At 55.7% G+C, this 18,551-nt stretch carries 15 protein-coding genes; 6 read left to right on the top strand and 9 right to left on the bottom strand.

Annotation, left to right across the window (positions count from 1 at the left end):
* Positions 1 to 299, top strand: a 299-nt coding sequence (locus WBP50_RS04195) for a hypothetical protein (protein ID WP_423931896.1), incomplete at its 5' end; no start/stop codon positions are given.
* Positions 300 to 458: 159 nt separating this feature from the next.
* The gene (locus WBP50_RS04200) at positions 459 to 2,354 is read left to right on the top strand and encodes a hypothetical protein (RefSeq protein WP_423931897.1); all 1,896 of its coding nucleotides are present in this window, start codon (positions 459 to 461) and stop codon (positions 2,352 to 2,354) included.
* 140 nt (positions 2,355 to 2,494) lie between these two features.
* On the opposite strand, the gene dnaK is transcribed toward WBP50_RS04200, so the two are convergent.
* The 5 genes from dnaK to WBP50_RS04225 all read right to left on the bottom strand — a co-directional run bounded on the left by dnaK (position 2,495) and on the right by WBP50_RS04225 (position 6,750).
* A complete protein-coding gene (gene dnaK / locus WBP50_RS04205; protein WP_423931899.1) occupies positions 2,495 to 4,420 on the bottom strand; it encodes a molecular chaperone DnaK in 1,926 nt (641 codons plus the stop codon).
* 87 nt (positions 4,421 to 4,507) lie between these two features.
* Positions 4,508 to 4,912 carry an Hsp20/alpha crystallin family protein gene (locus WBP50_RS04210; protein ID WP_423931931.1) on the bottom strand — a complete coding sequence of 135 codons (405 nt, stop codon included), beginning with the start codon at positions 4,910 to 4,912 and terminating at the stop codon, positions 4,508 to 4,510.
* Between the two features lie 381 nt (positions 4,913 to 5,293).
* Positions 5,294 to 5,683 (bottom strand): ArsR/SmtB family transcription factor, encoded by a 390-nt coding sequence (locus WBP50_RS04215; RefSeq protein WP_423931900.1) that lies wholly within the window; start codon positions 5,681 to 5,683, stop codon positions 5,294 to 5,296.
* 139 nt (positions 5,684 to 5,822) lie between these two features.
* Positions 5,823 to 6,089, bottom strand: coding sequence for a zf-HC2 domain-containing protein (locus WBP50_RS04220; RefSeq protein WP_423931902.1), 267 nt, complete (start codon positions 6,087 to 6,089; stop codon positions 5,823 to 5,825).
* A gap of 28 nt (positions 6,090 to 6,117) precedes the next feature.
* A complete protein-coding gene (locus WBP50_RS04225) occupies positions 6,118 to 6,750 on the bottom strand; it encodes a sigma-70 family RNA polymerase sigma factor (RefSeq protein WP_423931903.1) in 633 nt (210 codons plus the stop codon).
* 254 nt (positions 6,751 to 7,004) lie between these two features.
* Between WBP50_RS04225 and WBP50_RS04230 the strand changes: the two genes are divergently transcribed.
* Positions 7,005 to 8,516: a phytoene desaturase family protein gene (locus WBP50_RS04230; protein WP_423931904.1), complete on the top strand. Its 1,512-nt coding sequence runs from the start codon at positions 7,005 to 7,007 to the stop codon at positions 8,514 to 8,516.
* Between the two features lie 171 nt (positions 8,517 to 8,687).
* Here WBP50_RS04230 and WBP50_RS04235 read toward each other — a convergent pair whose 3' ends face one another.
* From WBP50_RS04235 to mfd, 4 genes are all read right to left on the bottom strand, one after another.
* A complete protein-coding gene (locus WBP50_RS04235; protein WP_423931933.1) occupies positions 8,688 to 9,899 on the bottom strand; it encodes an alanine dehydrogenase in 1,212 nt (403 codons plus the stop codon).
* A gap of 68 nt (positions 9,900 to 9,967) precedes the next feature.
* Positions 9,968 to 10,714, bottom strand: a complete 747-nt coding sequence (locus WBP50_RS04240; protein WP_423931905.1) for a 2Fe-2S iron-sulfur cluster-binding protein — start codon at positions 10,712 to 10,714, stop codon at positions 9,968 to 9,970.
* Positions 10,715 to 10,892: 178 nt separating this feature from the next.
* A complete protein-coding gene (locus tag WBP50_RS04245; protein WP_423931907.1) occupies positions 10,893 to 11,570 on the bottom strand; it encodes a 2Fe-2S iron-sulfur cluster-binding protein in 678 nt (225 codons plus the stop codon).
* A gap of 104 nt (positions 11,571 to 11,674) precedes the next feature.
* Positions 11,675 to 15,001 (bottom strand): transcription-repair coupling factor, encoded by a 3,327-nt coding sequence (gene mfd, locus WBP50_RS04250; RefSeq protein ID WP_423931908.1) that lies wholly within the window; start codon positions 14,999 to 15,001, stop codon positions 11,675 to 11,677.
* Positions 15,002 to 15,069: 68 nt separating this feature from the next.
* Here mfd and WBP50_RS04255 point away from each other — a divergent pair, with 68 nt between their 5' ends.
* Genes WBP50_RS04255 through WBP50_RS04265 form a run of 3 tightly spaced genes read left to right on the top strand, consistent with a single transcriptional unit; the run spans position 15,070 to position 18,548 of the window.
* Positions 15,070 to 16,050: an ABC transporter ATP-binding protein gene (locus tag WBP50_RS04255; RefSeq protein ID WP_423931910.1), complete on the top strand. Its 981-nt coding sequence runs from the start codon at positions 15,070 to 15,072 to the stop codon at positions 16,048 to 16,050.
* Positions 16,051 to 16,069: 19 nt separating this feature from the next.
* A complete protein-coding gene (locus tag WBP50_RS04260; protein WP_423931912.1) occupies positions 16,070 to 16,771 on the top strand; it encodes a response regulator transcription factor in 702 nt (233 codons plus the stop codon).
* A 1-nt stretch (position 16,772) separates the two neighbouring features.
* Positions 16,773 to 18,548, top strand: coding sequence for an ATP-binding protein (locus WBP50_RS04265; protein ID WP_423931914.1), 1,776 nt, complete (start codon positions 16,773 to 16,775; stop codon positions 18,546 to 18,548).
* Positions 18,549 to 18,551 lie beyond the last annotated feature (3 nt).

The raw sequence follows: 18,551 nt of genomic DNA on the forward strand, positions 1-18,551 counted from the left end.
GAGTGTCGAGTCGTTGTGCGAGCGTTCAGAAGGCCTGCCGTGCGGCCGGTAAAAGCGAATGCGGGTTTCAGGCTGGCGCCTGTAAACCCGCATCGATGAAAGTGAGTCTCATGGCTGGCGCCATGAAACTCACCGTGCTTTTTTTGCTTAACAAGTGTGAAGGTAGAGGAGAGATTCTGCGGAAACAAGTTTTCGTGGCTTTTATGCAAGTGAAAGTGATAAATATCTCAGGATGCTGTTTTCAGGTCTTGTCGGATAATTCGCTTTTTTCCGTACTCTTACAGAGAGTGTTTTTTTGATGAAGCCCCCCACTGACTCAAAAGAACCGGGTCCTTACCCCTGTTACGCCATCGTTTTTTCACCAGCCGGTAAGGCGTGGTTTTTCCCCTTTCGAACACCGGGCGGCTTCTCCTGTTCTTTTCGCTTGCCAGTCAACGAAAAATAAAAAGGAGAGTGCCATGAAAAAACAGGTGGTGGTCCTGAGCGATATCCATATCGGCGACAATTCGCCGACCTGCTGGTATCAGTCCGCCATTCATGACGAGTATCTGATAACGGTACTCGACGCCATCGCAGACAACGCCGCCGCAGTGCGCGAGCTTGTGCTGCTTGGTGATGTTGTCGATATGTGGACCTATCCTTTCGATGCAGTGCCTCCGACGTTCGCAGAGATCACTGCAAAAAATCCTGCTATTTTCAGTCAGAAAGGGGTGCTCGCAAGGGTGCTCGATGCGCTCGACGGAGCGGTGACCTACATTCCCGGTAATCACGACATGGCAGTTACCGAAGCCGATGTCGCCTCCATCACCAGTCCCGGCGGTCACCGTCTCCGCTATGCCCGACAATTCTACAATCCGGCAGGGGATAGCCGGGTGCTCATGACTCACGGTCACGAGTTTACGCTTTTCAACGCCCCCGATCCCGCAACCATGTGGGCACCGCTGCCGGTCGGGCACTTCGTGACCAGAAGCGTGGCTACCTACTGGAAGTCGCACCTGAAACCAGGCCAGAACGTCTCCGACCTGAAGGATCAGGGGTACCCCAACGGCATCGATGTGCTCTCGATCATCAAGCATGCGCTGAAGTCGCTCGACGTTTCTCTCTCCGACGCGCTGATCGACGGCATTGCGGGCAAGCTCGGCATATCGGAATCGGCGCCCATTCGGATCACCGAACACCAGACAACCACCCTGAGCGGGGTCAAACAGGCCTACAAAAGCCTGTTCTCACGCTGGATAACGGAGAACGGCGGGGGCGAGAACGGACTGCTTGTTGCCACCAAGGCAGCAATGGCCGACTACGACTCATCCTTCATGGGGTGGTTCGCGCAGCGAGAAGCCTTCCGACGCAACGCCGACCTTGTCGTGCTGGGCCATACGCATGCATCGGTTTCGAAGCTCAGAACGTCGATGGTCAACTACGTCAATACCGGTTTCATGTGCCCCTCCAGCGCCGACATGCCCGGACGTTTCGTCTCCTACGCCACGGTCAGTCTCGATTCGCCTCCGGTCGTGAAAAACATGCAGGCAGTCAGGCGCGGGGGTGGTATAGCCGTGAACCCTTTCGAGGCTCCGTCAGCATCTATCCTGGTCGAGCCCTGCATGGACTTCTCCTGCTACGTTCGGGTGGACAACAGCCCCAATACGAAGGACCTGTGGTGTGTGGGAACCGAAGTCGGCCACGGTCACTTCGTGGAGCTGCCCAGGTGCATCAAGGCGGGCTCCTTTTCCACCCTATGGCTGCAGGATTATCCGAACCTCGTTCCTCCACATGGTTCGGACGCAACGGTTACCTACCGCGACGACGGCGGTACGGTGGCGACCTTCAACTTCGACTGCCCGACGGGCATCTACCCGAACAGCTGTTCGGGAGGGAGCGGTTTTCAGGCGAAAGCAGGCGATGGACCGTGGCTGCCGCCGGGCCAGGTGCCCTCAACCGGCCATCCGCTTTTCGTACGTTTCAGCGTCACACCGGGATCCGTGGCGGGCACATTCAAGGGGGCTTGCGGAGTGAATTCCTTTGCGGTTTCGGCAACCGGCGGCCTCAATCCTGGTGAGAATGTGGTGCTCAACGGAAAGACAGACCTGTCGGATTGCATGGTTGCCAACGACGACGCGAAGGTTTTCGGTATACGGCTCGACAAGACGTCGGGAGTCTACGAATACTGCCTCAGGGTCGATGCCCAGGGCCCGAAAGGCATGTTATCGGGATCCATGTACCTTTACTTCACCGACCAGAGCGGAGATCGCTACCTGCTGACCGTTTTCGATCATGCCCGCAAGATGCACACCCTGCAGTACAACAGCTGCGCTCCGGCAATCATGAAGATCGAGTGGAGCAATACCGCCAAATAGCGGTGGTTCGTACGGTTTCGTTCCGGTGACGGAGAAACCGGTTTTCATGTATAACAGGCAAGCCCCGGTTTTTCTTTCCGGGGCTTGCCTGTTTACTGCGTTCGTGCTGTTACGAGCGTGATGTTTCAGCGGCTTGCGGTTTACTTGTCGTTGCCGTCGATCACTTCGTACTCGGCGTTTTCGACCTCGCCCTCTCCGCCTTTCTTGCCGCCCTGGTCGCCGCCGCCGGCCGAAGGGCCGGAAGCTCCGGGAGCGCCAGCGCCAGCGTCCGGGGTCTGATAAAGGTTGGAGGCTACATCGCTCCACTCCTTGTTCAGGTCGTCCATTGCGGACTTGATCGATTCGGCGGTACCGTTCTTGTAGGCCTCTTTCAGCTTTTCAAGAGCGCCCTCCATACGCGGTTTTTTGTCGGCCGGAATCTTGTCGCCAAGTTCGGCGAGCTGCTTTTCGGTGCTGAAGATCAGCGAGTCTGCCGCGTTGCGGATGTCGATCTCCTCCTTCTTTTTCTGGTCTTCTGCCGCATGCTCCTTGGCGTCCTGCTTCATTTTTTCGATTTCGGCATCGTTGAGTTTGCCGCTGGCCTCGATCCGGATGGTCTGTTCCTTTCCGGTTGCCTTGTCTTTTGCCGATACGCTCAGGATGCCGTTCGAGTCGATGTCGAAGGTCACCTCGATCTGCGGAATGCCTCTTGGCGCCGGCGGAATATCGCCAAGGTGGAAACGTCCGAGGGTTTTGTTGTCGGCAGCCATGGGCCTTTCACCCTGCACCACGTGGACTTCAACGGATGTCTGGCTGTCGGCAGCCGTCGAAAATACCTCCTGTTTCTTGGTAGGAATGGTGGTGTTGGCCTCGATAAGCCGGGTCATCACGCCGCCGAGCGTCTCGATGCCGAGCGAGAGCGGTGTTACGTCGAGCAGGAGCACGTCGGTCACGTCGCCCTTGAGCACGCCGCCCTGAATGGCTGCACCGATAGCCACAACCTCGTCGGGGTTGACGCTTCTGTTTGGCTCACGGCCGAAAAACTCCTTGACCAGGGCCTGTACTTTCGGAATACGGGTTGAACCGCCCACCAGCACGACCTCGTCGATCTCCTTCATCTCGAGCTTCGAATTTTTAACGGCGCGGTGGCAGGGCTCGAGAATTTTCTCGAACAGGTCGGCGCTCATGGCCTCGAATTTCGCCCTTGTCAGGTTGATGACCAGATGTTTGGGGCCCTCCTGGGTTGCCGTGATGAACGGAAGGTTGATTTCCGTGTCGGTTCTCGACGAGAGCTCGACTTTGGCTTTTTCGGCTGCCTCCTTGAGCCTCTGCAGGGCGATGGCGTCGCTGCGAAGATCGATGCCTTCCTGCTTCTTGAACTCGTCAGCAAGGAAGTCGATGATTTTCTGGTCGAAGTCGTCTCCGCCGAGATGGGTGTCGCCGTCGGTGGACTTCACTTCGAAAACGCCGTCTCCGAGTTCGAGAATGGAGATGTCGAACGTTCCGCCGCCAAGGTCGAAAACCGCGACCTTTTCGTTCTCCTGCTTTTTGTCGAGACCGTAGGCAAGCGCGGCAGCTGTCGGTTCGTTGATGATCCGCTTCACGTCGAGACCGGCAATTTTGCCCGCGTCCTTGGTTGCCTGCCGCTGTGCGTCGTTGAAGTACGCCGGAACGGTGATGACGGCTTCGGTGACCTTTTCGCCGAGGAAGTCTTCGGCAGTCTGTTTCATTTTCTGCAGGATCATTGCAGAAACTTCCTGCGGAGAGTAGATCTTGTCGTTGATCTTTACCCGGGCTTCGCCGTTTTCGTTGATGATATCGTACGGAGCCAGCTTTTTCTCGTTTGGCACTTCCTCATATTTGCGTCCCATAAAACGCTTGATCGAGGATACCGTATTTTTCGGATTGGTTATTGCCTGGCGTTTCGCCGCCTGGCCGACAAGCCTGTCGCCCGTTTTGGTTACAGCAACGATAGAGGGAGTCGTACGGTTTCCTTCGGAATTTTCGATAACCGTCGGCTGAGTGCCCTGCATGACGGCTACGCACGAGTTCGTGGTTCCGAGGTCGATACCGATAATTTTTCCCATAGTTGTAATTCCTTTTTCCTGATTGTGTAATGAAAGATTATCCGGCTTTCATCCCCGGAGGGGTGGATGCCGGACTGGTGAAACTGTTTACCTGATCGATATTTCCTTGGTTTTTCTTACCGGCTGCGCTTTCGGCAGGGTAACATGCAGCACGCCGTTTTCAAAATCGGCGCCGATGTTTTCCTGGTCGATCATCTCTCCGAGATTGAAGCTTCTTGAAAAACTGCCGTATGATCGTTCAATCCGGTGGAAATCCTTTTTCTTCTCTTCCGATTCCTGTTTGCGTTCAGCCTTGATGGTCAGCACGTCGTCTTCGATGTTCAGCGCGATCTGTTCTTTCGAAAGGCCGGGAAGTTCGGCGTCGATGTGAAAGGCGTGTTCGTCTTCCGATATGTCGACCTTGAATGCCGGTGCGCTGGCCGGAGCCATCTGGTTGCCCGACCAGATATCGTCGAAAAGTCTCAGGGGGTCTTTTGCCAATTTGACAAGCATCTCTGTGTCCTCCATGGTGTAATGTTGACTGACGTTGTTTTTTTATAACAGTGTATGCATCTGTACGCCATTAGATCAACAAGTAGCGTGCCAAACCTGTTTTTGCGGATTTCCGGTGCGTCAGAAGCGCCTTTTTGTCAGATATATGGGTATTTTGTCATACCAGGAAGGAGTTTTTCTTGAAATCGTGTCAGATTCGGTCGGTATTGCCATGCCGTTGCTCAGGGAACGGAAGCTGAACGCCACGGTGAAAGGCATTGAGACGCGGACGGAAGATGGAGATGGAATACAGAGAAGGAAAAGAGAGGGCTCGGGCACGGGACATGGTGAATGCGCCTTCGGGGAAGAGATCGTTAGGTTTTCGGGGCGACGGTGCAGGGCTCAGGCAGTAAGATTGCTGTTGACCTTCTGAATCCAGCTCAGGCGGTCCTGCAGGTTTTCAACCACACTTTTCGAAATAAGATAACAGGCGAAAATAATGCTGTCGTCGGCGATGCGGTAGTAGCATTTAAGCCCCTCTTTTCGACGGTGGACCACCCCGTTGTCGTGCATGAGGGCAAGATGTTTCGATATGTTGGCCTGACTCGCATTGACCTCTTTAACGATGTCCTGAACGGTACGTTCCCGTTCGCAAAGCACCCGAAGAATTCTCAGTCGCATAGGCTCCGAAAGCAGCTTGAAGCGGTTCGATACGGCTTCGAGCATTTCATCAGGCATATTGAGATTCCACTTCTTTACTTCGTCTTCGGATATCGTAATCGTTTTACCCATAACAATCATTTTGGTGCATGCAGGTCATCACTGCCCTTCACGGGAGAATGATGACGCCATTTGTGGCGTTATGGCTATATAGCTATAAATTCATATTATTCAAACCAAAAAAGCCCCATTATGAGGGCTTTGACGGAAATCATGAAATTTGATCGAACATGAGGGCTTCTTCGGTCTGCCGGCTTGAAATGATTCCGAGCTGGAGCACGGAATCGACAAGCGACTGGGGAGCTTTGAATCGTACGATTTTCTCACGGATAATCAGTTTGGTCTTTTTTGCTTCGGTGAACTCTTCGGCACACGCCATGCACTCGGAAAGATGCTGCTGAAACTCCTGCTCCTCCTTTGGCGTCAGCTCCCCGTCAAGTGCGCAACTCATGAGCACTCGGGCTTTTTTGCAGTTCATAGTAAAAAAGGTCTGGATGTGTATTGTGTTACTCTTCTTCTTTATCGGTATTAAAGCCATATTTTCTGGCATAGTTTTCAAGTTGACCGCGAAGCAGTTTACGGCCGCGGTACAACCTTGACCTTACTGTCCCGATAGGGCTTTCCACCATATTGGCAATCTCCTCGTAGGTGAATCCCTCAATATCACACAACTGTATCACTTCCCTGAACTCCTCAGGCAGCGATTGCAGCGCCTGATAGACCTCTTCGTGCATGAGCGAATGGAAATAGTCGGAATCGGTTTCGCTCGTGTCGCTTCTCGTATCCTTTATCGAATGATAAAAATCCTTTATAAGATCGTAATCAACTTTGCCCGGTTCCCTCGAGTTCTTGCGGAATCTGTTGATATAGTTATTTTTAAGGATTTTAAACAGCCATGCCTTGCAGTTTGTTCCCCGTTCAAAAGAATTAAAGAATTTGTAGGCCTTGAGGTAGGTTTCCTGGACAAGGTCTTCTGCATCGTCGGGATTCATGGTCAGATGCAGCGCGTAGTTATAGAGTGAGTTGATGTGGGCAACAGCTTCTTCCTGAAACTCCTGCTGTTTTTTCAGTTCTTCACGGGTAAGGGTTTCCTTGCCCTGTTTCTGTTTTTTTTTCTCTGGGGATTCGTGAGTATCCATAACATGGTTTGTTCTTTATACCGGCAGTCGGCACTGAACCTTGCAGGTTCAAGGTGTTATGCGGTTAAATAGTTAATTTATAACATTTATTTTTAAGAAGACAAACTGATCCGGCGAATTAAAGGGCGCCGTTGTCAATTGTCGCCGGCAATCGTTATCCGTAGCCGTGATGAGTTCCTCTGCCGGGTTGCGAGGCTTTCCGGTTCGCGCACGGCAACGAGAGGGAGGTGTACAGAAACTACAGATGTTACCCTATGAGTGAGCAGGCAGACGTTATTGTTATCGGAGCTGGAATCGGCGGGCTGACTGCCGCCGCGCTGCTTCAGGAAAGAGGCATCCACACCGTGGTTTTCGAAAAAAACGGTTTTCCCGGCGGAAGCTGTGCGTCATTCGAGAGGGACGGCTACAGGTTCGATGCCGGAGCTTCGGTTTTTTACGGCTTTTCTGAAAACGGTCAAAGCGGGACGCTGAACCTGCATACCAGGATATTCCGTAAACTCGGGGTCGAGATCGCTACGGTGCCGGATCCGGTCCAGATCCATTATCACCTGCCTGAAGGCTTCAATGTGGCGGCCTCATTCGACCGCCAGGAGTTTCTCGACTCCCTTGCCGCCCGCTTTCCTCTCGAGAAAGAGGGGATAGAGCGCTTCTACAGGGAACTCGAGGAGGTCTACGACATTCTCAGCTCCCTTCCTGCCGGTTCGCTCGAGGATGTGATGCATCTGGCCTCGGTTGGCGGGCGCTACCCGCTCAAGACCGCCATGCTTGCCCTCAAGACCTTCCGCTCGATGGGCAGGACTGCCCGGAAGTATATCCGTAACGAGGAACTGCTCCGTTTTATCGATATCGAATCCTATTCCTGGGCGGTGCAGGATGCTCTTTCGACCCCTCTGGTAAACGCAGGGATATGCCTTGCCGACCGGCACCATGGCGGCATAAACTATCCGATAGGCGGATCGGGGCGGATACCCGAAGCGCTCTGCCGCGGTCTGGAGAAGTTCGGCGGGCGTGTTCGCTATCGTTCGGAAGTCACCGAAATCATCGTGGAAAACGGTATTGCCCGGGGGGTCAGGCTTGCTGGTGGCGAAACCGTTCTGGCCGGTTCGGTCATCACCAACGCCACTGTGTGGGATACTTTCAACCGCATGGTCAGGGATTCGCGCTACAGGGTGCCCGAAGAGCGGTTTCGCCGTGCGCCGAGCTGGTTCCAGATGTTCCTCGGCGTCGATGCCGCGGTCATTCCCGAGGGATTCAACGTGCACCATATTCTCGTCGACGACTGGAGCGCCTACAATACGCCCGGGGGCACCATCTATTTTTCCGCACCCACCATTCTCGATCCGTCGCTCGCTCCGCCTGGTCGGCACATCGTGCATGCGTTCGTGACCTCGGAAACCGATATGTGGGATCGGTACGGGCGCGGCAGCGCCGGGTACCGCGAGGCGAAGGAGCGCTATGCGGATTCGATCATCGCCCGGACGGAAAAAATCCTTCCGGGTCTCCTGAGCGCAGTGAAGCTGAAGGTTCTGGCGACTCCACAGACCCACGAACGCTACCTGAACCGCTGGAAAGGCTCATACGGCCCCATGCTCAAGCCCGGCCAGAATATTCTGCAGAAACCGCAGAACCGCACGCTGGTGAAAAACCTGTTTGCCGTCGGCGACAGCACCTTTCCGGGCCAGGGTGTCATTGCGGTGACCTATTCCGGGGTGTCGTGCGCTTCACTGGTGGCGCGCAGGCTGGGAAAGCCTCTCGATTATCTTTGATACTTCCTTCCCTGTAAGAGGACATGGCACTCGCATCCCCTGAAGGGAGCTTGATACTCGCGCTCCTTTGCGGAGCTTGACACTCGCGCCCCTGTAAGGGGCTCGGGCTGGTGGTGGTGGTGGTGCGGCGTTTATCCGGAGCCGAAGACGGGTTCCTGGCGGGTTTTCTTTTCAGCTTGCGGCCAGCAGCATGTCGATCTCCCTGAAGGGGAAATCGGTCAGTTCGGAGAGGATTTTCTTGGTTACGTACCCTTTGAACAGATAGGTGCCTTTTCTCAGGCTGTGGCTTTTCCACAGTATGTCGGCAACGGTTTCATGTTCGGTGAGTTTCAGAAGGAAGGGGAGCAGGGTGTTGGTGAGGGCGAACGACGCGGTTTTCGCAACCGCGGAAGGGATGTTCGGGACGCAGTAGTGCGTGACTCCGTGTTTGACGTAGATCGGATTGGTATGGGAGGTGTGGCGGCTTGTGGCGAAGCACGCCCCCTGGTCTATGGATACATCGATAATGACCGATCCCGGCCGCATCGACTTCACGACCTGTTCGCTCACCAGCGGATGGATGATTTTCTTTTTCGGGCTGAGTGCTCCGATCAGGACGTCGGATGTTTTTGCAAGCTCGGAAATATAGTGGTCGTTGGCGATCGCCGTTACCAGATGGCGGTTGAAAAAGGCCTCGAACCGACGCAGTCGGTTGATCTCCTTGTCGATCACCGTCACCTGGGCTCCAAGACCGAGGGCGTCCTGGGCGGCGAACAGCCCCACGGTTCCCGCGCCGATAATGGTTACGTTGGCCGGAGGTACTCCGGCAATGCCTCCCAGAAGAATGCCGCTTCCTCCGTAGCCTGTTTCAAGATATTTCGCTGCGGTCTGGATTGCCAGTGATCCGGCTATTTCGCTCAGGGTTCTTACGATGGGGAGCTCGCCGTCGCGCGTTTCTATGAACTCGAAGCCCAGCGCGGTTACGTTTTTTTCAAGCAGCGTTTTTATCAGATGCCGGCTGACCGTGCCGAGGTGCAGCGCCGAAATGAGCATCTGGCCAGGGGTGAAGAGCGGCAGCTCCTCCGGCTGCGGAGGGGAGACCTTTACAATGACGTTCGACTGGCTGAAAAGCTCTTCCGGCGAAGGGGCGATGATTGCGCCGGCTTCGCTGTAATCGCTGTCGGAAAAGTTGCAGAAATGCCCGGCCGCTGTTTCCACGATCACCCGGATGCCCTGTTCGCTCAGTATCTGGACGCCCGCCGGCGAGATAGCTACACGCCGTTCGTCCTGGGCTCTTTCCCTGGGAATCCCGAGGGAAATGTTCATGGTTTTTTCCGGCTTGATCAGCCATCGTTCAAGTGTTTTGACGCCAAGGTCAAACTCGAAATCACAACCGTAGCCCATCGAGGATTCGTTTAGCAAGAGTTACAATTCCGGGGCAGGCCCGAAGGTCCGCCCCGGCAGCGAGAGGTTTATTTTACCGTTATGGTTACGCTTTCAAGGGCTTTCGCCTGCGGCGCATTCGCGGATGTGCAGGTCGATCCGGGCAGGCTGATACGTCCTCCCGAAATCGCGCAGAGCAAACCGGAAGCTGCATGGAAGATGCCGCCGACCGCTCCCGAGATGAGTGAGGCCGGGCCTTCCAGCGCCCCGGAGACCAGTGATACGGGCGATTGCAGTACTTCCGAAACAAGAGAGACCGGAGCCTGCAGCACAGGAAGGGTTTCCGTCACCGTATGAACGGCAAGCCCGGCGCCGTACCGGAGCCCGCCCGCGATTTTTCCTATGGAATCCAGGGGGTTGAGCCGGCCATCCCTGACGCGAGAGGCGAGATTGGCCACACCGCCCGGAAGCTTCGTGATCACATTGTATCCGATGGTCCGGGCATAGGTGATGAAGCCCGGAACGTTGAGCCCGAGCACGATCCTTCTGAGATTTTCCGCTCTTGTGAGCACCCGGATGGTGCCTTCGCCGGTGATGACCGTCTGGCAGGCCAGCCGGCCGCCCTCCTGGAAAAGCCGATCGGAAATAAATGCCTTTTCCTCATCGCTCGGCGGTGAGAGCAGTTCCGCCCCCTCCTTTACATATACAAAGCAACTCTGGCATATGCCGTTACCGCCGCAGATGCATCCTATATGGGCGTTATGTCGCTGTGCCGCCTGCAGGAGCAGGTCGCCAGCCGCCGCTTCGCCGGGTCTGTCGTTGATGTAGATGATCATGGCTGTAGAGTGTTAGTGATGAACAGGTTGTTATACTACCCCTCAATACGAAATATAATCAATTTCATCACACCGCAATCACTGGCCGGCCGGTGCCCGGGGTTTTGGCCTGTCGGTCTTTTGTGCGGTCCGTCATGCAAAAGAGGCCCTCTGTACGGGGCCTCTTTTCTTGAGGGGTTCATGCAGGCACGCCGTTGTTGCCTGCATGAGGCGCCGCCGCCGTGTGCCTGTCGGTCATGGGCTGGCGGGATGTGGTACTGCCTGCGCAGCATCCCGAAAGGAGATGATTCAGGCCCTCCCTGTCGAGCAGTTTCCCGGTGCACTGTTCAGGGGAGATCGCGCTTTTCGCTTTCCCGTCGGGCGTTCCGAAAAACGCTTCGGCAACAAGCTGCAGGGCATCGCCGATACCTCTGACGACGTCGGAGAAAATCTGCACGAGGTCGAATTTGCCCTGGATTGTGCGATTGATCTGCAGGGCGACGGTCTCGGGGATTTTCACCAGCGACTCCCATCCCATTTTTGCAGAATAGGCCGGAAGCAGGTGGGGAGCGGTTTCGAACATCTCCCTGACCTCCTCTACGGCGCTCAGGACTTTTATGGTGCCGGGTTTTTCGATGGTGGCAAGGCAGGCCATTCTGGTGCCTTCCCCGATCAGCCGGTCGGAAAGCATGGCTTTTTCCGTTTCGCTCAGGGGAGAGAGCAGTTCGGCGCCTTCGAGCACTTTTACGTAACAGGTCTGGCAGATGCCGTTGCCTCCGCAGAAATATCCTATATGGCTGTGACTGGTCCGGGCTGCATCGATAAGCCGCTCTCCGGTTACCGCTTCACATGAACGGTTGTTTATGGTGATAGTCATTGCTTGTATCGTTTTATGCTTATTCAGTTGAACACTTGCAAATCATGTAACGAGACGGCAATGGTAAAAAGTTGCGGGGGCGGCAGGGGTATGGGGGAAAATGTTCAGGAAATCGCTTCGGATTGAGGCTGTTCCTGCGCCGCATCCCTGAGCTGCCGAAGCATGTCTGTATAAGCCGCAAGAAGGGCTGCCGGCGTGGCGGGCGTGTTTTCTGGTCGGTGGAGCACGAGTTTCATTTTTTTCTCCAGCGAAAAACCCGGCCTGAACGGCTTCATCCAGGGCTGCTGCACGGAGGGGAACAGCGACTGGAAAAAGTTCAGATGATCGATGTTTTCCTGGGTGCTGTCAGGCAGGAAGATGGTGAAGATTTCGGGCTGTATGTCGATTTTCGTGATGCCGGTCGATGCCCCGAGGAGCTTGAGCTTCGAGAGCATGAGCATGTTGGCCACCTCTTCGGGGAGGGTGCCGAACCTGTCGACGAGTTCGGAACGGATGGCTTCCAGTTCGTGGTCGTGGCGTGCCTTGGAGATTTTTTCGTAAAAGCTGAAGCGCTCGTGAACCGCATGAATGTAGTGGTCGGGAATAAGGGCATCGAAGAAAAAGACCAGATCGCAGCTTCCCGAAGCTTTGAGGGGGGATGCGCCGCCTTCGGCAAAGAGGTCGCGGAAGTGCGTCGATTTGAGTTCGGCGACGGTCTCTTCGAGCATTTTCTGGTAGAGGTCGAAGCCGAGCTCATGAATGAACCCGGACTGTTCCGCCCCGAGCAGGTTTCCCGCTCCCCGGATATCGAGGTCGCGCAGCGCCACGGTGAATCCGGAGCCCAGCTCGGTAAAGCTTTCGATAACGGCCAGGCGCTGCACGGCTTCGCGTTTGAGGGTGTGCAGCGGGGGGGTGATCATGTAGCAGAACGCTTTCCGTTCGCTTCGGCCGACCCGTCCCCTGAGCTGGTAGAGATCGGAGAGTCCGAACATGTCGGCCCGGTTGATGATGATGGTGTTGGCGTTCGAGATGTCGAGGCCGGAACCGATGATCGAGGTCGAAATCAGCACGTCTACCTCCTGCTGCATGAAATCCATCATGATCTTTTCAAGCTCGCGGGAAGGCATCTGGCCGTGAGCGCAGACGATTCTTGCATAAGGCACCAGCTCGCGGAGCTTGTGCTGAACCTCTTCGAGGTCGTTGATGCGGTTGTGCAGGAAGAATACCTGACCCTGCCGGCGTATTTCCCGTTCGATGGCCGACTGGATGACCGCGGTGTCGTAGTCCGAAATGACGGTTTCCACGGGCTGCCGGTTTTTCGGCGGAGTCGAGACGATCGAGAGATCCCTTGCGCCGAGCATCGAGAACTGCAGTGTCCTGGGAATCGGCGTCGCGGACATGGTGAGCGTGTCCACCTCCGGATACAGCTCCCTGAGCCGCTCCTTGGCTTCTACACCGAAGTGCTGTTCCTCGTCGATGATGAGCAGCCCGAGGTCCTTGAACCGGACATCCTTGGAGACCAGCCGGTGTGTGCCGATCACGATGTCGATTGCGCCCCTTTCGATTTTCTTCAGCCGTTCCAGCTGCTCTTTTTTCGGTACGAACCGGCTGAGTACGGTTATGGAAACCGGGAAATTGGCGAACCGGCGTTCGAAGGACTCAAGATGCTGGTGGGCAAGAATGGTTGTCGGGGTCAGGATGGCCACCTGTTTTTTCGATTCCACGGCCTTGAAGGTCGCCCGCATGGCGATTTCTGTTTTACCGAAACCAGCGTCGCCGCATATCAGTCGGTCCATGGGGTGCGGTTTCTGCATGTCGGCCTTGACCTCCTCTATCGCCCTGAGCTGATCGGGGGTCTCCTCGAAAATGAACGAGGCTTCAAACTCGCGCATGAAGATCGAATCGGGCTCGAACGAAAATCCGGGCTTCATGGTCCGTTCGGCGTAGAGGCGTATCAGGTTGATGGCGATATCCCTGATTTTCCTGCGGACCTTCTCCTTTTTTGCCGCCCATTTGCTGCTTCCGAGTTTCGAGAGCGTGGGGCGCGAGCCTTCGGCGGCGGTGTATTTGGAAAGCAGGTTGATGTTCTGGACATTGACGAAGAGCTGGTCGCCGTCCTCGTATTCGACCAGTACGCACTCCTGTTCGGAATTGCCTGCGGTTATGGTTTCAAGGGATTTGAAAATTCCTATACCGTAATCCTCGTGAACGACGTAGTCCCCGATTTTCAGCCGGTGCAGGTCCTTGAGCGAGATTCCCTTTATCTTTCGCTTCCGGTGCGACTTGTGGGTGTGGAATTTCCCGAAGATATCCGATTCGCTGTACAGCTCGATCTTTTCGAACGAAAAGCCCGAATGGAGGTTCAGCGGCACCCAGTCTACACCGATGCGCCTGGCTCCGTTGCTCTCGTGCAGTTCGTCGCCGAGAAATTCGGCAAGTTCGTCGATCTCCCTTTTCGAGGCCGATGCGAAAACAGGCATGCGGTTTCCGTCGGCGTTTTTCCGAAGCTCGCCGGCAAACAGGCGGAAGTTGGCCATGAATTTCTGCTGTGCCTGCGAGCGGAAATCGATTCCTTCGCCGGCAAGCGGAGATATGCGTATCTGGCGGAACGGCGAAAGCGCCTCTTCCAGTGCCTCCCGCTCTTCGGCGGCAGCGAGTTCCACTGCGTCGTCGATGATGACGAGCGCCGAGGGAGGCAGGAAGTCGAGTATGGTGTTCCGTTTTGTCTCTCCACTTCCGTCGCCGCCGGCGAAGTTGCCGGTGATGGTTATGGTGCCGAGGGTTTTTCCGGAAAGCTGGGAGTTGATGTCGAAAAGCCTGATCGAGGTGACGGTATCGCCGAAAAACTCTATTCTCACGGGTTCCTGCACTCCGAAAGAGAAAATATCGATGATCGATCCCCGAACGGAAAATTCGCCCTCATCCTCCACGAACTCGCGGTGCTCGAACCGGTTGGAACGGAGAAAGATTTTCAGCTGCTCGTAGCCGCAATCCTTGTCGCGATCGAGCCGGAAGAGCTTTCCCGGAACCTCGTCAGGCCGGCAGAGCGGATCGAGCAGTTCGCTGAATGACGAAAGCAGCAGAACCGGCTGCTGCTGGGAGAGCGCCTTCATGGCGGGAGGCATCTGGTCGTCAAGGCCTATAAACCGGCCTTCAGGAACAAGGAGACTGAAATCGTTTTCGTACAGTTCGCTGTTTTCGGGTCCGCCGAGCACCAGAAGAGGGGTTTCGGTTTCCAGAAAAAGCGTTGCGGCGATCAGTGATGCCAGGGAACCGCTGATGCCTTTTACGGTAACCGGCACCACAGGGGCTTGCTGTCCGGGCCGGATCGTTTCCAGCGACTGCTTCAGCCGGAGGAACGGCTCACTCTGGCGGATGGTATCGAAGAGGAACGGGAGGGGTTTTTTTATAACCGGCATGCTGGTGCCGTCTAATGCGGATAACGTTTTCATATAAGTCTGACAAACCCTATTTTCAAGCTTGGCCCGGCATTCAGGCCGGACCTTTATAACCCTGGTCTATGCACATTCTCGAACTGAACAATCTCAAAACCTATTATGCTACCGGATACGGTGTGGCAAAAGCTGTAGACGGGGTGAGTTTTTCGCTCGCCGAGAACCGCACGCTTGGTATCGTGGGTGAATCGGGTTGCGGCAAGTCGGTTACGGCACTCTCCATCATGAGACTTGTTCCCATGCCTCCGGGCTACTTTGCCGGAGGGGAAATTTTCTGGAAAGGTAACAATATACTCAAATTGCCGGAAGAAGGAATGCAGCGGATCAGAGGCAACGAGATCGCCATGATCTTTCAGGAGCCGATGAGTTCCCTCAATCCGGTCTTTACCTGCGGCAACCAGATCATGGAGCAGATTCTGCTGCACCGACGGATTTCGCGCAAGGAGGCCAGGGAGCGCTCTATCGAACTGCTTCATCTTGTCGGCATTCCCGATCCGTCACAGCGCTTTTCATCCTATCCTCACGAGCTTTCGGGGGGCATGCGCCAGCGGATCATGATTGCCATGGCGCTCTCCTGCAACCCTGCGCTGCTGATTGCCGATGAACCGACCACGGCCCTCGATGTTACCGTGCAGGCACAGATTCTCGATCTGATCGGCAAGCTGCAGAGCGATACCGGTATGAGCGTGATGCTCATCACCCACGACTTCGGGGTCGTGGCCGAGCTTTGCGAGGAGGTTATCGTCATGTACGCTTCGGGTGTTGTCGAGAAAGGCGCAGTTCGCCGGATTTTCAGCAATCCGCTGCATCCCTACACGCGGGGTCTCCTAAAATCCATTCCTCGTCTCGGTTCGCGAAAGGAGCGGCTGCATGTTATCGAAGGAAGTGTACCGAGCGCGACCCGGTTGCCCGAAGGCTGCAGGTTCGCCGGAAGGTGCCCCCTTGCCGATGACCGCTGCCGGAAGGAAAAACCGCCGCTTGTCGTGTATGAAGAGGATCATGAGGCCGCCTGCTGGAAGGCGGGAGAGCGGTTTGCCGGCGAATAACCAATTAATGCAACAACGAATGTCTGAACCATTGCTACTTGTTGTCGAGGATGATCAGAACCTTGCCAAACTGCTCGGCTACAATCTCGAACGCGCCGGATACAAGTTCCATCTTTCCGGCACGGGCGAGGATGCTCTCGACCAGCTTGCCCGGCGCAGTTTCGACCTCATGCTGCTCGACATCATGCTGCCGGGAATCGATGGATTCGAAGTCTGCCGGAAGGTGCGGGAGCACCAGATGCTCAAGGATATTCCCATCATCATGCTGACGGCCAAAGGCGAGGAGATCGACAAGGTGCTGGGTTTCGAACTCGGCATCGACGACTATGTAGTCAAACCGTTCAGCCCAAGGGAGCTGAATCTGCGTATCCGGGCCATTCTCAAACGCGACCGGCGGCAGCGCGCGGGTATTCAGGAGGTGCTCAGCGCAGGAGGTCTCGATGTCGATATCAGCCGCCACCAGGTCACCCTCGACGGGAAGGGTCTGGTGCTGACCCTCATGGAGTTCAAGCTGCTCGTCGCCCTGCTCAAACGACGCGGGCAGGCCCAGTCGCGCGAGATGCTTCTGAGCGACGTTTGGGATGTCGATAAAACCATCAATACCCGAACCATCGATACCCATATCACCAGACTTCGCGAAAAGCTCGGGGAGACCGGAAAAATGATCAAAACCGTCAGAGGACTCGGTTACAAGTTCGAAGAGCAGGGAGAGGAAGCCTGAGATGCTTGCCAGGGTATCGGTAAGGCTCGGCATCGTTTTCGGTCTGCTTGTTTTTTTTACTGCGGCACTCGGCTATTTTTCGCAGGGTCGTCTTATCAACCAGATCCTGCTCGAAGGTATCCGGCAGGAAATTCACCGGGAGCTTCTTCTCAGCAGCCAGATGCTTGAAAAGCGTCCTGCGGAGTGGGATGCCCTGTCGGCATCCGATCTCTGGGCGGACCGTACAGGAAGGACTCTCGATCTCAGGGTTACCCTCGTCACCCCGGACGGACGTGTTGCGGGCGACTCCTACGTTCCGCTTTCGAAGCTCGGTTCCCTGGAAAACCACCTCCGCAGGCCCGAAATAGCGGCGGCGCTGAAAACCGGGTACGGCCAGCATATCCGCTACAGCAGAACCGTTGGCGAAAACATGCTTTACATGGCCGTTTCCCTCGGCAAGCCCGAACGCTACGGGGTGCTGCGTTTCGCCAAACCGGTACGCGATATCGGCGCACTTGAAACCGAGGTGCGCAAAGGCCTGGAAGCCGGGCTGTTCTGGGCGCTGCTGTTTTCCCTGCTTGCCGGCCTGATAACCGCATTTATTCTCGCCCGGCCGCTTCAGCGGCTTGCCGAAGCCGCTGAAAAGCGGGTTCACGGCGATTTCAGCGGCATCATACCGGTACATCGCAACGACGAAATCGGCAAGCTGGCACGGGGCATCAACTACCTTTCGGAGGAGATCACCAGGCACCGGCGACAGGAGGAGTGGTATCAGGCGGTGTTTTCAGGCATACGCGAAGCCATCATTGTAACCAATGCCTCGGGCGAGATCATTCTGGTCAATCCTGTCGCATCCCGCCTTTTCCGCATTGAGGTATCCATTCGCGCATCCAGGCCGCTCAAGACACTTTCCGACCGGGGACTTCAGGAGCTGCTTGAGGGTGTTCACGAAAAAAGAAGCACGCTTCTCAAGGAGGAGGTTACGCTTGCGACCGCCAAAGGCACCAGAATCATGCAGATCAGTTCCATGCCGGTTATGAAGGGGAACCACCCCGAGGGGACGGTTTTCGTGTTCAACGATATCACCAGGCTGCGGAACCTTGAACGGGTCAGGCGGGATTTTGTTTCGAGCGTTTCCCATGAGCTGCGCACGCCGCTCACCAGCATCAAGGGGTATACCGAAACGCTGCTCGAAGGGGCCATGCACGATTCCGAGCACGCGGCGGCTTTTCTTCAGATCATTCTCAAGGAGAGCGAACAGCTTACCGCTCTGGTCAACGATGTGCTCGATCTGTCGAGCATCGAATCCGGGAAAATCCAGTACACCTTCTCCCCTGTGGACCTGCGCGGCATTATCGACCGGAACGTTGAACTGCTCATGCCGGCCATCGCGAAAAAACAGATACGCATTGAACGCAATTACCAGCCGGAAGTTGCCGAAGTCTTCGGCGATGCGGGATATCTCGATATCGTTGTGCGCAATCTCCTCGACAATGCCGTCAAGTATTCCGACGATCTCAACGGACGCATACGGATTTCGCTTTTCCGTTCCGGCGAGGAGGTTACCATGGAGATCGAAGACAACGGTATCGGAATTGCGCAGGCCCACCTCAATCGTATTTTCGAACGGTTCTATCGCGCAGACAAGGCGCGTTCGCGCCAGCTCGGAGGTACGGGACTCGGACTCGCCATCGTCAAGCATATCGTGCTCGCCCATAAGGGGCATGTGGGCGTCCGTTCGAGAATCAATCAGGGGTCGACCTTCAGCGTTACCCTTCCTGCGGCACGGGAAGCATAAAAC

Source organism: Chlorobium sp. (assembly GCF_049593655.1).
Taxonomy (GTDB): domain Bacteria; phylum Bacteroidota; class Chlorobiia; order Chlorobiales; family Chlorobiaceae; genus Chlorobium.

Coding starts and splice junctions, on each gene's coding strand:
- WBP50_RS04265 (WP_423931914.1), top strand. CDS start 16,773: ATGCTTGCCAGGGTATCGGTAAGGCTCGGCATCGTTTTCGGTCTGCTT.
- WBP50_RS04220 (WP_423931902.1), bottom strand. CDS start 6,089: ATGAACTGCAAAAAAGCCCGAGTGCTCATGAGTTGCGCACTTGACGGG.
- WBP50_RS04235 (WP_423931933.1), bottom strand. CDS start 9,899: ATGGGCTACGGTTGTGATTTCGAGTTTGACCTTGGCGTCAAAACACTT.
- WBP50_RS04240 (WP_423931905.1), bottom strand. CDS start 10,714: ATGATCATCTACATCAACGACAGACCCGGCGAAGCGGCGGCTGGCGAC.
- WBP50_RS04245 (WP_423931907.1), bottom strand. CDS start 11,570: ATGACTATCACCATAAACAACCGTTCATGTGAAGCGGTAACCGGAGAG.
- WBP50_RS04200 (WP_423931897.1), top strand. CDS start 459: ATGAAAAAACAGGTGGTGGTCCTGAGCGATATCCATATCGGCGACAAT.
- WBP50_RS04255 (WP_423931910.1), top strand. CDS start 15,070: ATGCACATTCTCGAACTGAACAATCTCAAAACCTATTATGCTACCGGA.
- WBP50_RS04230 (WP_423931904.1), top strand. CDS start 7,005: ATGAGTGAGCAGGCAGACGTTATTGTTATCGGAGCTGGAATCGGCGGG.
- dnaK (WP_423931899.1), bottom strand. CDS start 4,420: ATGGGAAAAATTATCGGTATCGACCTCGGAACCACGAACTCGTGCGTA.
- mfd (WP_423931908.1), bottom strand. CDS start 15,001: ATGAAAACGTTATCCGCATTAGACGGCACCAGCATGCCGGTTATAAAA.
- WBP50_RS04210 (WP_423931931.1), bottom strand. CDS start 4,912: ATGCTTGTCAAATTGGCAAAAGACCCCCTGAGACTTTTCGACGATATC.
- WBP50_RS04225 (WP_423931903.1), bottom strand. CDS start 6,750: ATGGATACTCACGAATCCCCAGAGAAAAAAAAACAGAAACAGGGCAAG.
- WBP50_RS04215 (WP_423931900.1), bottom strand. CDS start 5,683: ATGGGTAAAACGATTACGATATCCGAAGACGAAGTAAAGAAGTGGAAT.
- WBP50_RS04260 (WP_423931912.1), top strand. CDS start 16,070: ATGTCTGAACCATTGCTACTTGTTGTCGAGGATGATCAGAACCTTGCC.